A 13140-nucleotide genomic window follows, 5' to 3' on the forward strand; every position below is an offset into this window, starting at 1 on the left:
TGTTAAAAAAACCTAAAAACTCCCAGAAAACCAAGAAACGAACCGCTCTATCCCTTCTTCCAGAGTGACATGAGGTTGCCATGGAATCGTTTTTCGCAGTGCAGTCGTGTCTGCCCATGTCTGCAACATGTCTTCAGCCGGCTTTGGTGCTCTATGGATGATGGCTCTCTTGCCTAATGATGTTTCCAAACACCGGATCAGATCACCCACCGAACGAGGCTGCCCATACCCGATATTATACAGCCGACTTTCCCCTTCCTCTGCCGGGTGCTCAATCAACCCAATAATCGCCGCTGCCACATCACCTATATAGGTGAAGTCCCGTGCCAACCCGTCAGCATCCCATAATGTCAGGGGACTCCCACTCCGAATAGCTCTGGCAAACCCATAACAGGCCATATCAGGACGCCCCAGCGGCCCGTAAACCGTGAAGAAGCGCATTCCCGTCTGAGCAAACCCATAAAGATGGCTGTAGGTCTGCGCTGTCAGCTCATTCATCCGTTTGGTCGTGGCATAAAAGGAAGCCTGCCCCTCTACGGGCACAGATTCCGAAAAAGGCAACGGAGCTGACGGCCCATAAACGGCAGAAGATGATGCGTAGAGAATATGCTTCAGTGCAGGCAGAGATCGACAGGCTTCCAGCAAAGTCACCTGCCCTTCTATATTGTCTTCTATATAGGCATGAGGATTCAGGCGGGACTGCCGTACCCCTGCCCGTGCAGCCAAGTGCAGAACCGTATCAATGGCAGGGTGCGCTGCAAACAGGTCCACCAATAGAGCCCGATCTCGCACATTCCCCCGTACATAATGGAAGCTGGAAAAAGCCTGTAATGGCGCCAAACGCAGAGGCGCCATATCGGGAGCAGATTGCTCACTATCGATTCCCAGAACGGTCCAACCACGCTCCAGCAACGCATGGGCCATATGGGAACCAATGAACCCCGCAACGCCTGTTATAAAGATCGTACGAGACACATCAGTGCGCTTCGTGAGGCAGAGCTGACGATGATATCTGATCGCCCACGACCAGCCCCAGCCTCTCCGTTGTTCCAGCGGGGAGCTCCAGCACGGCCCGAACCAGCCCGTGACTGCTAATGATACCCTCACTTAATGGAACGGCATTTTCTTCAATGGCATGGATACGGTTCTGCTCATCGATAAAAACCATATCCAGAGGCACATATGTATTGCGCATCCACATGGCGCATTCCTGCGGAGCAGGCCAGATGAACAGCATGCCATGATCAGCAGGAATCTGCTTACGGAACATTTCCCCAACTTCCTGCTCATGGGGTGTTCTAGCGAGCTCAACTATAAAGAGATGGCTGCGCCCCGCCTGATCGGTAATCGTCAATGGGACAGAAGGCAGAGGTGGCTGTGCAGCCGTAATAGTTTCCTCCGCAAAAGCCAGTTCCCCAATACCGGGCACAGCCCCTATCAGCATGGAACTACAGACCAGCAGACTCCAGAACCCCACAACATAGTGTTTCTTCACAATAGCCATCCTTTCCCCTCTCATCCTACCGAAAAGCCGGATTGTTCCAGCGTTCTTCCCCAATCGTAGTTGGCAGACCATGCCCCGGCAGAACGATGGTTTCATCGGGTAATGTGAACAGCTTTGTTCGGATTCCCTCAAGAAGCTGCGGTCCATTTCCGTAGGGAAAGTCCGTACGCCCTACTGTGCCACGGAACAGCGTATCACCAGCCAGCACAAGTTTCTCGCCATGCACGATGAAAACCACATGGCCGGGCGTATGTCCCGGAATATGCGCCACCTCAAAATCATGCCCCAATAAAGACAGAACTTCGCCATCTTTCAAAAAACGATCTGGCATGACGCTTTTCATGCCATCCAGCCCAAAAGCAGCCGCCTGCTCCTCAATGCGCTGAAGCAGAAACAAATCATCCCGCAGCGGCCCCAGCACGGGGACCTCACCCTCCTGCCGCGCCGTAAGAAGGGCCTTGAGATCAGCAGCACCACCTGCATGATCCAGATGGCCATGGGTCAATAAAATAGCCTCAACATGCAGTCCCCCAGCTTGATGGGCGATCCGTGCACTCTCCCCACCGGGATCCACGATAACCGCTCTCCCATCCTGATCAGACAGAATCGTGCAGTTCTGTCGAATCGGTGTAACGGTTACTTTCCGCAAGGTTAACTTCATGATGGCATCCACGCTGCGAGTGACAATAAAGAAAGGATTTACAATTCCATGTCCCATCCGACAAGAAACCGGACACCTCACAGCGCATGAACAGAAGACTAAAAAATATTAGAAAAAATGACTCAATAAAAAACAACAGATCATGATCTTATGAATACAGTTTTAGTAGCGATCATACTATACCTGATCCCCCCGACCGTTCGCCTCTACGTTCCGGGTTCTGGGAAAGATACTCCCTTTATAAAATCATATTTCTATGTTCTTTCTATTTCCTAATATTAAATCTTATTCAGGTTTTTGTGTCACGATAAAGTCAATATTCACCTTGTCATATTCCCCTACCTTCTGATAGTTTCCTGTCACTGTTAGAAGAGGAAGGCCCATTTCGGTCAATTAGAAAAACGGGAATTATATCATGCGCCGCACCGGAAAACGGTTTGTTCTGTCATGTTTGATGTTTTCTGCGGCGGCATTCTGCGCACCTAAGGCTGAGGCACGGCATCATGTCCGTCATTCAAGCCGCTTGGTGAAAGGCAGCCATTCCCTCCACAAACATTACCGTCATTACGGCCATAGCCGCATCATTCAGTGTGTTGCTTATGTACATCAGAGCACGAACTTCCAGATTCGTGGCAATGCACGCGACTGGTGGCGCAATGCTGAGGGTATCTATGCCCGTGGCAACGAACCCGAGGCCGGTGCCGTACTGAGCTTCCGCCCCACACGCCGTATGCCTCTTGGCCATGTGGCCGTTGTGCGCCGCCGTATCGATAGCCGTACTATCGTGATCGATCAGGCTCATTGGGCTTCCAACGGGGTTAGCCATAACACCCGTGTCGTGGATGTCTCTCCTGAGAATGACTGGACTGCCGTGCGTGTGGCCCTCCCCGGGAACAGCGGACGTCTGGGCAGCATCTACCCGACACATGGCTTCATTTATAGCCGCCGTGAAGGCTCCTCGCCCCGTTCTGATTTCTTCCGCCGTGCCGTGGCCAGCAATACAGCCAGCGACATGGAAACAGCTTCTGTCCCGTCATCTGGCGATAGCACATTCTTCGGGGATGAAGCTCCCAGCCGCTCTCTCCAGTAAGAAGCGACTCTTATAAACACTGTTTCTTATGAAGCCGGACGGCTCCTTTTCAGGGGCGTCCGGCTTTATGATATGGGTGGCCTGTCTGAATGGCCTGCGCCCGGAAAAGCTGTTCTGCCAACATAACCCGCACCAGCATATGCGGCCATGTCAGTTTTCCTAGCGAGAAAACAGCATCTGCCCGCTGAATAATGGCAGCATCAAACCCTTCTGCCCCACCAATCATGAAACAGACAGGGCGGCCACTTTCCTGCCATCCCTGCAACTGGGATGAGAAAGTCAGACTGTCTATCAGCTTACCGCCTTCATCCAGCGCTACAAGAAAAGCATTATCAGGACAGGCCGCCAGAAGGGCTTCAGCCTCCCGCCGTTTCAGCTCTGCCGGGGCACCACGCCCCTGAGCCACTTCCACAATCTCGAGTTTTGGACGCAGACGGGCACAGTACCGGTCCAGCATGTCCCGTTCAGGGCCAGATTTCAGTTTTCCGACAGCAATGAGCTTCATGCCGAAGCCCTCTCGCCGTACCTCATCTTACTCAACAGCGATTTCTTCCGCTGCGGCTTCAAAATCACCGCCCCACATGCGTTCAAGCGCATAAAGCTCCCGGCTTTCCGGCATGAAAAGATGAACGACCACATCGCCAGCATCCATCAGGACCCAGTCACTACCCTGATCCCCCTCAATTTGCGGGCGGGCAAGATTTTCTTCTTTCAGGCGGCGTTCAAGATGCTGCGCCATAGCGGAAATCTGACGCTCAGAAAGGCCACTGGCAATGACCATACGCTCGGCGAATCCTGCACGACCTGTCAGGTCCAGCACAACGACATTCTCGGCCTTGTCCTCATCCAGGCTTTCCGTGATGACAGACAGAAGACGGGCCAGCCCTTCCTCACTACGAGGGGCGGAAACGGGGGTTTCAGTCGCGTTGATGATGGTTCTCACTCCTGATCGACAGATGGGCGAAACTGCCCTTTTTGACGCAAAGCGGTCGAAGATATGTCATTCTGAGGCGCAGACAGGAATGTCCAGCCCGGCCCATTTCTTTTCTCTAGCAGAAGTGACGCCGCCCTTCCATCATGTCGATAACGCCGCAGAACGGAACTCGCTCGCCCTTTCAGGGCCGGTATGATGCTTCCCGGCCGGGGTAGAACGGCAATTGGCACCATCTGTGCCAACCGCCGCCATGACCGCCAGCGGGAGAACTGTGCCAATCCATCCGACCCCATAAGCCAGATGAAACGACAGTGAGGAAAACGCTGCCGGAGCATTGCCACAGTCCTAACCGTGTAACGCTGACCCAGCTTCTGCTCTATATCCATCGCAATGATACGCCGCCCATCTGCCAGAGCCCGCGCTGTCTCCAGCCGTTGGGAAAACGGGGCCATGCCTTTACGGGATTTGAGCGGATTCCCCGGCGAGACCATCAGCCAGACCTGATCCAGCCTCAGGCTTACCAGAGCTTTACGGGCAAGCTGGATATGCCCCTCATGCGCTGGGTTGAATGATCCCCCCAACAGGCCAATGCGCATTCGGCGACCATCCCCAAACCGAGAGGCCGCAGCCCCCAGCGGAGTCGCTGGGGACTTACGAAGGGAAGAATGTCCCTTCATAGACCAAACTTAGACGTTGAAACGGAACAGCAGAACATCACCGTCCTGCACGACATAGTTCTTACCTTCAACACGCAGTTTACCGGCTTCACGAGCACCAGCCTCACCTTTGTAGGTCACGTAATCATCATAAGCGATGGTTTCGCAGGCAATGAAGCCACGTTCGAAGTCGTTATGAATGACAGCAGCAGCCTGCGGGGCCTTTGTGCCTGCCGTGATTGTCCATGCACGAGTTTCTTTCGGGCCAACCGTGAAATAAGTCTGAAGACCCAGCAGGCGATAACCGGCAGCAATCACACGATCCAGACCGCTATCCTTCAGGCCGAGACCATCCAGAAACTCCGTCCGTTCTTCCGCATCAAGCTGGCTGACCTCGGCTTCAATGGCTGCAGACACAATAACAGCCCCGGCACCTTCTGCCTCGGCCCTCTTACGGACCTGCTCGGAATAAGCATTGCCGGTTGAGGCCGCAGATTCTTCCACGTTGCAGACGTACAGAACCGGCTTGGTTGTCATCAGCTGGAGGCGAGCTGCTTCAGCTTCCTTACCTTCCGGCACGGCCGTACGGGCAGGCTTCCCTTCACGCAGAGCAGCCAGCAGCGGCTCCATGAGCTCAAGCTGTTCTTTAGCCTCACGGTCATTGCCACGGGCACGCTTCTCCAGCCCGACCTTGCGGCGTTCCAGACTGTCCAGATCGGCCAGCATCAGCTCCGTCTCGATGATGTCTGCATCACGCACGGGATCCACGCCGCCCTCAACATGGGTGATGTCATCATCATCAAAGCAGCGCAGAACGTGAATGATCGCATCCACCTCACGAATATTCGCAAGGAACTGGTTCCCCAGACCTTCCCCTTTGGAAGCTCCACGCACCAACCCGGCAATATCCACAAACTCAAGGCTTGTCGGCACGATACGCTGAGAATTGCCAGCTTTTGCCAGAACCTCCAGACGTTCATCCGGCACAGCCACCCGCCCGGTGTTCGGCTCGATGGTGCAGAACGGATAGTTAGCGGACTGGGCCGACGCCGTCTGCGTCAATGCATTGAAAAGAGTGGACTTACCGACATTGGGGAGGCCAACGATCCCGCAATTGAACCCCATTCGCTCTCTCCCCTTTCTGGGCTCTGTCGGTCTGTCTCATCTCTCACAGCCGCAGGCCTGTTAGATTCTCTATGTTCAGTTCCGCCGCAGAGCCGTCTTTGTCATGAAAGCTTCATGCTCACCCTGCGCCAGAAGCGGCGTGGCATCCGCCATATCATCCAGCCACAGCTCCAGCTCTGGCCGCTCGGTGCTGGAGAAATCCCCCAGCACATGGCCATGCACTTTCTCCCGGCTGCCCGGATGACCAATACCCAGACGGACACGCCAGTAATCAGGGCCGGGAAGGGCTTTATCCATAGAGCGCAGACCATTATGCCCGGCAGCTCCACCGCCCCGCTTAACCCTCATCTTCCCGAAAGCCAGATCAAGCTCATCATGGAAGACCGTAATCTCATCCTGTGGGATTTTATAGAAACGTGCTGCCTGCTGCACACTGTCACCAGACAGATTCATATAGGTCAGCGGCTTAAGCAAAAGAATCTTTTGCCGCCCGACCATACCTTCCGCCGTTTCCCCACGGAAGCGCTTGCGCCACGGGCCAAACCCGTGGCGCGAGGCAATCGCATCGACTGCCATAAAGCCGATATTATGCCGGTTGCGACTCATTGATGTGCCCGGATTACCGAGTCCGACCCAGAGCTTCACAACCGTAATACCCCTTACTTGGCTTCAGCAGCTTCCTCGGAAGCCTCTGCCGGTTCTTCATCGACTGTCGGCGGTGCGATAGAAGCAATCACGAAGTTGGGGATATGCAGGGTCGGTGTGGAATGTTCCGTACCCTGAAGGTCGTCCCAACGCACGTTGTCGTTGATGTCCAGCTTGCTGAGGTCAACCGTGAAGTGCTCAGGAATGTTCTCAACCGGCACTTCAACATCAACAGCGTGACGAGCAATGTTCAGCACACCACCGCGCTTGATGCCCGGAGCGTCTTCTTCACCCGTGAAGGTAATGCCGACCTGAACATGCACAGTCTGACCAGGGACCAGACGCAGGAAGTCGATGTGGATCGGCGCATCAGACACCGGATGGAACTGGATGTCACGGATCAGGGCATGGACCTGCTCGCCACCAATGTTGAACTGATACAGGCGTGAGTGCCAGGCACCACGATGCAGTTCCTTCATGATGATGCGCGGGTCGATGGAGACCAGAACCGGCTCCTTCTTACCACCATAAACCACGCCCGGGACCATGCCCTCACGACGTGTTGCGCGCGCTGCCCCCTTACCTGCTTTGGCGCGCTGGGAGATCTCCAGTGTCGTTACTTTCGCCACGTTATACGCTCCTGCGTTCTAAAATTATCACGACCAACCGGCCTCCAGGGGTGCCGGATGGTTGCCCCGCCCTAGCGGAAAAAAGCGGAAAAGACAATTTTTTTATCTCTCAGCCTTTCATCCCCGCACGGATGACAGAAAGCTGACGGCCTGTTCGTGCATCACCCTTCAGGGTCGCCCGGCGATGGCTGAAAAACCGATCATCCGCCAACGTGTCATACCCTGTCCACTCCGCCTTCACGCCCTGCTTTTCCAGCAGAGACAGGCAGAAGGCAGGTAGATCAAACTGATAATGCCCCTGCCGGGCCGCAGCCGTAAAGAAACGCTCCCCTTCAGGGTGCCGTTCCAGAACATCCCGGCGCATATCCTCACCAATCTCATAAGAAGCCGGACCAATGCAGGGACCAACCACAGCACGGAGTCCCTCTGCCCCCAGAAGACGCATCTGCTTCACGGTCTGTTCCAACACGCCGCCCACGGCTCCACGCCAGCCCGCATGAGCCGCACCGACAATCCGGCCATCTTCAGAGGAAAACAGCACAGGGGCGCAATCCGCCGTAGCCACACCCAGGGCGATCTCCGGACAATCCGTCACAAGTGCATCCCCTGCCGGGAGGGCCTCATGACCATCTGTATGAGACCAGACATCCCGCACATGCCGCAACACATGCACGTCTGCCCCATGAACCTGACGGAGAGCCACAAACCGCTCCAGCTCTACCCCCACAGAGGCCGCCATTCGCCGCCTGTTCTCCTGCACATCCTGAGGCCGATCCTGCGTCCCTAACCCACCATTCAGTGTCTCATAGGGGGCAGAGGACACCCCTCCATCCCGTGTAAAGAATCCATGCCGAACAGGCAGGAGAGATGACGAAAAGAACGGAAGCTGCTTCATTCTTCAATCCTGTCTGTTTCCCGTGCAGGACGGCGGAACGCATAGACCATCAGGCCAATACCGGCCAGCGCCATGGGCAGGCACAGAATCTGCCCCATGGTCACACCTCCTGCCAGAAAGCCAATATTGTCATCCGGCTGACGGAACAGTTCGCAGAAAGCCCGGGCACAGGCATAGCCGAACAGAAACAGGCCAGAAAGGAACCCAGCCCGTGCCCGCAGAGCCGGACGGCTCACAGCCAGCAGCAGCACAATCAACAGAAGGACGCCTTCCGTCAGGGCTTCATAAAGTTCGGAAGGATGGCGTGGTTCCGGCCCGACCGCCGGAAAAATCATGGCCCACGGCACGGCACTGGCCACAGGCCGCCCCCAGAGTTCGCCATTAATGAAATTGGCACACCGTCCCAGAGCCAGCCCGATGGGCACGACCACCACAATCCGATCCGAGAAAGCCAGAAAGTTCAGACCCCGCCGCCATGTGAACAGCGCAAGCGCAATGATGACGCCCGCCGCCCCACCATGAAAGGACATGCCGCCCTTCCATGTAGCAACGATCTCCAAAGGATGAGCAAGGAAGAACAACGGCCGGTAAAACAGGACATAGCCCAGCCGCCCGCCCAGCAGCACACCCAGTACCGCATAAACGAGGAAATCATCCACCGCCAGTTTCGAAGCCACCTTTGGGCCCAACTGAACCAACCGGCGAGCCAATGGCAACGCAATGACAAATGCCATGATGTAGGCGAGCGCATACCAACGCACCACCAACGGCCCCAGCTGAAAAGCAACCGGGTCCAACCCCGGAAAAACAAGCGTATGCGTCACAGATAGGACCTTCCTGATGCCAGATAGCCCTCAACATAAAGGCCGATCCCATCCTCCAGAGAGGTGAAAGGGGCTTTGTAACCTGCCTCACGCAAGGCCCACATATCTGCCTGCGTGAAGGACTGATACTGCCCCTTCAGGCTCTCCGGCATCGGCACATAGTCAATCTCTGCCGGGCGCCCCGCTGCCGCACAGACAGCCCGTGCCAAAGCTTCATAGGTTCGAGCCTGCCCTGTTCCGCAGTTGAACAAGCCGCTGATGGCAGGATGCTCCAGCAGCCAGAGCAGAACATTCACCACATCCCCAACCCAGATGAAATCACGCTTCTGCTGGCCATCCTCAATATCGGGACGATCAGACTGGAATAAGCGCACAGGGCCACCAGCCATCAGCTCATCATATTTCACCTTGATGACCGAGATCATCTTCCCCTTGTGGTACTCATTAGGGCCATAGACATTGAAAAACTTCAGGCCAGCCCATTGTGGCGGGGTTGGTTCGCCCGCTTCCACCGTCCGCTTCACCCAGAGGTCGAATGCCTGCTTGGACCAGCCATAAAGATTAAGCGGCTGTAGTGTATCCACACTCTCCAGCCCATCAGCAAACAGCTCCGACCTGTCCGCTGCCCCGTAAGTCGCTGCGGACGATGCGTAAAGGAACGGAACCTGACGTTCTGCACACCACTGCCAGAGCAGCTGGGACAGGGTAACATTACTCTGCCAGACCAGATCACCATCACGGGCCGTTGTCTCGCTGATAGCCCCCAGATGGATGACAGCCTCCACACCACTGGCTGTTTCCAGAAAAGCAGGCAGCTCATTGGGAGGCACGATCAAATGTGGCGGATGGGCGGCAAGGTTACGCCACTTCCCCTGATCGTGAAGGTAATCCACAATGACAGTCCGCCGCCCCTGCTGGAACAGGGCCTGCTGCACGCATGAACCAATAAATCCGGCTCCACCGGTGACGATAATCATTCTTCCTGTATAGTCTGGCGGAAAGCGGCTTCCAACAGAAAGAACGCAGGAACAGGGGGAGAGCTGTTGACAGACCCTCTCCCCGTTCTGAAAGAGTCATGACGGAAAAATCGGATCCGTTTTCAACGCCGCATGTTCAGGAGTGTATGATATGGCCTTTCGCCCCCGTTTCCTTGATGACCTGACCGGCCTTGCCGGAACGGCCTTTTCTGCCGCATCCGGTCTGCGGGAGGAGGTCCATACGCTCATCCACAGCCAGATCAACGAAATACTGTTCTCCCTTAATCTGGTCCGCCGGGATGAGTTTGATGCCGTGCAGGAAATGGCTAGCCGCGCACGGCTGGAACAGGAACAGACCGAACAGCGCATCAAGGCTCTGGAAGCCCGGCTGGACGAGCTGGAACAGACACTGACAGCACCGACAAACCCATCCCAGCACTAATACCCCATCCAGAAACACGGAGATTTCAGATCATGACAGCACCTACCCTCCTTCTCGTTGGCTGTGGCAAAATGGGCGGCGCCCTCATGCGGGGCTGGGTCAGCAGCCCGAACCCGCCACGCATCTTCATTCTGGACCGCAAACTTCAGGACGCTCCTGCTGGCAGCACCATCTTCCGCACACCAGAAGACATCACGGATGACGTAAAGCCGGACATCATCATTCTGGCCGTCAAACCCGCCGGTGCCGAGGCCATGCTGAAGGCACTGAGGCAGGTTCTGGGCGCACGGATGGACAAAGCCGCCCTACTCTCCGTCATGGCGGGTAAAAGCTGCGAGAAACTCGCCGAATGGTGTGGCCGGGCCGATATGCCCATCATCCGCACCATGCCCAACACACCCTCCAGCGTGGGCGCTGGCAGCACGGGTCTGTATGCCTCCCCGCATGTCAGCAAGGAACAGAAAGAACTGGCCATCCGCCTGATGGAGCAGGTCGGTGCCGTTGTCCCTGTCCCACATGAGGAAGACCTGCGCTCCGTCATCGCCATTGCTGGTTCTGCTCCGGCCTATGTCTTCCTACTGGCTGAATTGCTGGAGAAAACAGGGCAGGAGCTGGGGCTTGAGAAACAGGCTGCCCGTACGCTGGTCCGCAGCATGATCTATGGTGTCGGCAAGATGCTGCACGAGTTGCCGGATGAAGCCGAGACCCTGCGGAAGAACGTCACCAGCCCCAATGGTACAACTGCCGCAGCGCTGAGCGTCTTCATGGCAGAAGAAAACTGGCCCCGTCTGGTGCCGCTGGCTGCCGAAGCTGCCATCAAACGCTCCCGTGAGCTGGATGACTGAAACCGGATGCAGGTGGGCCTCGTGCCTGCCTGCACCACACCATCAATAGCGCTGTACGGACAGGGACGGAGAGAACCATCATGAACATTGACCATCACGACCCGTTTTTCGACAGGTCCATGATCGAGGCTACCCTCCAGCTTGCCCAAAGGCAGGGCTGGCAGCATGTCTCTCTCGTTGATGCTTCACGTGAAGCAGGGTTGCCTCTCCAGCAGGTCCGGCAGCGTTTCCCGTTCAAGTCCATGGTCCTGCTCCGGCTGAACCATCAGATTGATGATGCCGCCCTCTGCGGAGAAAGCTATGGCAGTACCGTCCGTGAACGGCTGTTCGACCTGCTCATGCGCCGTTTCGATGCCATGCAGGATTATCGTCACGGCATCTGCGCCGTGATGCAGGCTGTGCCCCGTGACCCGGCACTCGCTGCCTTCCTTGCCGCCACGACCATGGAGAGCCTGCGCTGGATTGCCGATTCCGCTGCACTGGATCGTCAGGGGCTTGGTGGCATGATCCGGCTGAATGCACTGCTGGCTGTCTGGTCCAAAACACTCATCAGTTGGGAAAAGGACAATACGCCAGACCTTGCAGACACCATGCAGACTCTGGACAAAGCCCTGACCCGTGCCGAACGGATGGGACTGCTGAAAGAATCCGCTTCTACCGGGCATTCTGATGCTCTCACGGAGGATGGCGGACTACCCGACCATATTGCGCCTGAAGATCAGAACAACACTAACGGGGCAGATTAAACACCTTCCTTACAAAAAATCTCCTGCCTCTCTTTACCCTGCCCATCGTTCGGGATAAGTAAGGGGCCTGCGCATTGGGGCGTAGCCAAGCGGTAAGGCAGCGGATTTTGATTCCGCCATGCGGAGGTTCGAATCCTCCCGCCCCAGCCAGACTTATCTTCCCTGAATATCGCCATACGAAAAAACGCCGCCCCATCAGGGAACGGCGTTTTTGTCATACGCTGTACAAGGTTCCGGCCCCATGAAAGGAGCCGGAACAAAAAGCTATCAGAACTTCTGGAAGTCCTTCGGATGAAGCTGCTGCTGATCGAGGAAGGTGATCTGCCCCTGATCATTCGGCAGGTCAACGGTCGTATTACCGCCCGTAACCGTCTGATGATCCAGCATCTGACCGATCTGATCGTCAGTGGCCTTAAGACCAACCTTGTTACCCGCAGCCTTGCCGAAGTCGGTGATCGTGTAGTGACCACCCTTGTTATTGAGGAACTGGAACAGGTTGGAAGACCCGCTCCCGCCGCTCAGGGTTGCCCCAGCATTGGCACCATCTACCGTATTATGAACGGAGATCGTGTCGGAAGCCGTACCACCCCGGATCGTGTCCCCAATCCCTGCAAAAGCCTGCAAAGACTGATGAGAGTTGGATGCATCGAACAGGATGTTATCGGGATGCAGCGCATTACTCTGGTGATCTGTCGTGAACACGCTCTGACCAGACGTACCCTGCTGGGCATAATGATAAACGCTGTTCGGCGTACCGAAGATCGTTGCATTATCCCCAACGGCGCGCGTGCTGGACCCAACACCACCGAGGAAGCTCAGTGTACCCCCGAGGGAGAGCTGCGCCCCATTGCGTCCATCCCCTGCCGCAGAAATGGTGTCCTGACCACCCAGAACCGTTGGCTGTGAATCGCTGGAGAGGTCATCACCCATACGGAACTGGATCGGCCCACCACTCAGATCTGAGGGAGAGATCGAGAAACCGGTCCCATCATCCCCGGAGCCGGAAGCACTTACCAGGCTAGCAAAGGACGTGGAAAACAGCTTGTTCAGATCCTCTGCTCCCTGGCTGGGAACGCTCACAGGATACTGATGTTGCTGCACACCGGGAATTGTTGGAATAGCCAAGAAACTTCACCTTATACAGCGTTAATCACACTCAACCGGGAC

At 56.0% G+C, this 13140-nt stretch carries 17 protein-coding genes and 1 tRNA gene; 5 read left to right on the plus strand and 13 right to left on the minus strand.

Going from position 1 to position 13140, the window contains the following annotated elements; all coding sequences use genetic code 11:
- Positions 1 to 12: 12 nt before the first annotated feature.
- From NQF86_RS06370 to NQF86_RS06380, 3 genes are all read right to left on the minus strand, one after another.
- Positions 13 to 975 (minus strand): NAD-dependent epimerase/dehydratase family protein, encoded by a 963-nt coding sequence (locus tag NQF86_RS06370; protein ID WP_266116807.1) that lies wholly within the window; start codon positions 973 to 975, stop codon positions 13 to 15.
- A gap of 1 nt (position 976) precedes the next feature.
- On the minus strand, positions 977 to 1444 hold the full coding sequence (locus NQF86_RS06375) for a DUF192 domain-containing protein (RefSeq protein WP_266117040.1): 468 nt from the start codon (positions 1442 to 1444) through the stop codon (positions 977 to 979).
- A 76-nt stretch (positions 1445 to 1520) separates the two neighbouring features.
- Entirely contained in the window at positions 1521 to 2165 is a 645-nt protein-coding gene (locus NQF86_RS06380; RefSeq protein ID WP_266116808.1) for an MBL fold metallo-hydrolase, read from the minus strand.
- Positions 2166 to 2580: 415 nt separating this feature from the next.
- Between NQF86_RS06380 and NQF86_RS06385 the strand changes: the two genes are divergently transcribed.
- Positions 2581 to 3255, plus strand: a complete 675-nt coding sequence (locus NQF86_RS06385) for a CHAP domain-containing protein (RefSeq protein WP_266116809.1) — start codon at positions 2581 to 2583, stop codon at positions 3253 to 3255.
- Between the two features lie 49 nt (positions 3256 to 3304).
- On the opposite strand, the gene NQF86_RS06390 is transcribed toward NQF86_RS06385, so the two are convergent.
- From NQF86_RS06390 to rfaD, 9 genes are all read right to left on the minus strand, one after another.
- Entirely contained in the window at positions 3305 to 3760 is a 456-nt protein-coding gene (locus NQF86_RS06390) for a 23S rRNA (pseudouridine(1915)-N(3))-methyltransferase RlmH (RefSeq protein WP_266116810.1), read from the minus strand.
- 27 nt (positions 3761 to 3787) lie between these two features.
- Complete coding sequence (rsfS, locus tag NQF86_RS06395; protein ID WP_407652880.1) at positions 3788 to 4198, minus strand: ribosome silencing factor; 411 nt, start codon at positions 4196 to 4198, stop codon at positions 3788 to 3790.
- On the minus strand, positions 4195 to 4866 hold the full coding sequence (locus tag NQF86_RS06400) for a nicotinate-nucleotide adenylyltransferase (protein WP_266116811.1): 672 nt from the start codon (positions 4864 to 4866) through the stop codon (positions 4195 to 4197). Before NQF86_RS06400 ends, rsfS begins: the two co-directional genes overlap by 4 nt.
- Before the next feature lie 9 nt (positions 4867 to 4875).
- Positions 4876 to 5970 carry a redox-regulated ATPase YchF gene (ychF, locus tag NQF86_RS06405; protein WP_266116812.1) on the minus strand — a complete coding sequence of 365 codons (1095 nt, stop codon included), beginning with the start codon at positions 5968 to 5970 and terminating at the stop codon, positions 4876 to 4878.
- A gap of 75 nt (positions 5971 to 6045) precedes the next feature.
- On the minus strand, positions 6046 to 6615 hold the full coding sequence (gene pth, locus NQF86_RS06410) for an aminoacyl-tRNA hydrolase (RefSeq protein WP_266116813.1): 570 nt from the start codon (positions 6613 to 6615) through the stop codon (positions 6046 to 6048).
- Positions 6616 to 6629: 14 nt separating this feature from the next.
- Entirely contained in the window at positions 6630 to 7244 is a 615-nt protein-coding gene (locus NQF86_RS06415; protein WP_266116814.1) for a 50S ribosomal protein L25/general stress protein Ctc, read from the minus strand.
- 109 nt (positions 7245 to 7353) lie between these two features.
- On the minus strand, positions 7354 to 8139 hold the full coding sequence (gene pgeF, locus NQF86_RS06420) for a peptidoglycan editing factor PgeF (protein WP_266116815.1): 786 nt from the start codon (positions 8137 to 8139) through the stop codon (positions 7354 to 7356).
- A complete protein-coding gene (gene lgt / locus NQF86_RS06425) occupies positions 8136 to 8963 on the minus strand; it encodes a prolipoprotein diacylglyceryl transferase (protein ID WP_266116816.1) in 828 nt (275 codons plus the stop codon). Before lgt ends, pgeF begins: the two co-directional genes overlap by 4 nt.
- Positions 8960 to 9940 (minus strand): ADP-glyceromanno-heptose 6-epimerase, encoded by a 981-nt coding sequence (rfaD, locus tag NQF86_RS06430; protein ID WP_266116817.1) that lies wholly within the window; start codon positions 9938 to 9940, stop codon positions 8960 to 8962. The genes lgt and rfaD overlap by 4 nt, the downstream gene beginning before the upstream one ends.
- 151 nt (positions 9941 to 10091) lie before the next feature.
- On the opposite strand from rfaD, the gene NQF86_RS06435 reads away from it, so the two are divergent.
- The 4 genes from NQF86_RS06435 to NQF86_RS06450 all read left to right on the plus strand — a co-directional run bounded on the left by NQF86_RS06435 (position 10092) and on the right by NQF86_RS06450 (position 12123).
- The gene (locus NQF86_RS06435; protein WP_266116818.1) at positions 10092 to 10382 is read left to right on the plus strand and encodes an accessory factor UbiK family protein; all 291 of its coding nucleotides are present in this window, start codon (positions 10092 to 10094) and stop codon (positions 10380 to 10382) included.
- A 32-nt stretch (positions 10383 to 10414) separates the two neighbouring features.
- Positions 10415 to 11227 carry a pyrroline-5-carboxylate reductase gene (gene proC, locus NQF86_RS06440; RefSeq protein ID WP_266116819.1) on the plus strand — a complete coding sequence of 271 codons (813 nt, stop codon included), beginning with the start codon at positions 10415 to 10417 and terminating at the stop codon, positions 11225 to 11227.
- Positions 11228 to 11307: 80 nt separating this feature from the next.
- Complete coding sequence (locus tag NQF86_RS06445; RefSeq protein WP_266116820.1) at positions 11308 to 11973, plus strand: TetR family transcriptional regulator; 666 nt, start codon at positions 11308 to 11310, stop codon at positions 11971 to 11973.
- Between the two features lie 75 nt (positions 11974 to 12048).
- Positions 12049 to 12123 (plus strand) — tRNA-Gln (locus tag NQF86_RS06450).
- A 117-nt stretch (positions 12124 to 12240) separates the two neighbouring features.
- On the opposite strand, the gene NQF86_RS06455 is transcribed toward NQF86_RS06450, so the two are convergent.
- On the minus strand, positions 12241 to 13098 hold the full coding sequence (locus NQF86_RS06455; protein ID WP_266116821.1) for a hypothetical protein: 858 nt from the start codon (positions 13096 to 13098) through the stop codon (positions 12241 to 12243).
- Positions 13099 to 13140: the final 42 nt, after the last annotated feature.

It is taken from the genome of Bombella pluederhausensis (assembly GCF_026385525.1).
GTDB lineage: Bacteria > Pseudomonadota > Alphaproteobacteria > Acetobacterales > Acetobacteraceae > Bombella > Bombella pluederhausensis.

Coding starts and splice junctions, on each gene's coding strand:
- NQF86_RS06375 (WP_266117040.1), bottom strand. CDS start 1,444: ATGCTGATAGGGGCTGTGCCCGGTATTGGGGAACTGGCTTTTGCGGAG.
- NQF86_RS06380 (WP_266116808.1), bottom strand. CDS start 2,165: ATGAAGTTAACCTTGCGGAAAGTAACCGTTACACCGATTCGACAGAAC.
- NQF86_RS06385 (WP_266116809.1), top strand. CDS start 2,581: ATGCGCCGCACCGGAAAACGGTTTGTTCTGTCATGTTTGATGTTTTCT.
- NQF86_RS06390 (WP_266116810.1), bottom strand. CDS start 3,760: ATGAAGCTCATTGCTGTCGGAAAACTGAAATCTGGCCCTGAACGGGAC.
- NQF86_RS06400 (WP_266116811.1), bottom strand. CDS start 4,866: ATGAAGGGACATTCTTCCCTTCGTAAGTCCCCAGCGACTCCGCTGGGG.
- ychF (WP_266116812.1), bottom strand. CDS start 5,970: ATGGGGTTCAATTGCGGGATCGTTGGCCTCCCCAATGTCGGTAAGTCC.
- pgeF (WP_266116815.1), bottom strand. CDS start 8,139: ATGAAGCAGCTTCCGTTCTTTTCGTCATCTCTCCTGCCTGTTCGGCAT.
- rfaD (WP_266116817.1), bottom strand. CDS start 9,940: ATGATTATCGTCACCGGTGGAGCCGGATTTATTGGTTCATGCGTGCAG.
- NQF86_RS06435 (WP_266116818.1), top strand. CDS start 10,092: ATGGCCTTTCGCCCCCGTTTCCTTGATGACCTGACCGGCCTTGCCGGA.
- proC (WP_266116819.1), top strand. CDS start 10,415: ATGACAGCACCTACCCTCCTTCTCGTTGGCTGTGGCAAAATGGGCGGC.
- NQF86_RS06445 (WP_266116820.1), top strand. CDS start 11,308: ATGAACATTGACCATCACGACCCGTTTTTCGACAGGTCCATGATCGAG.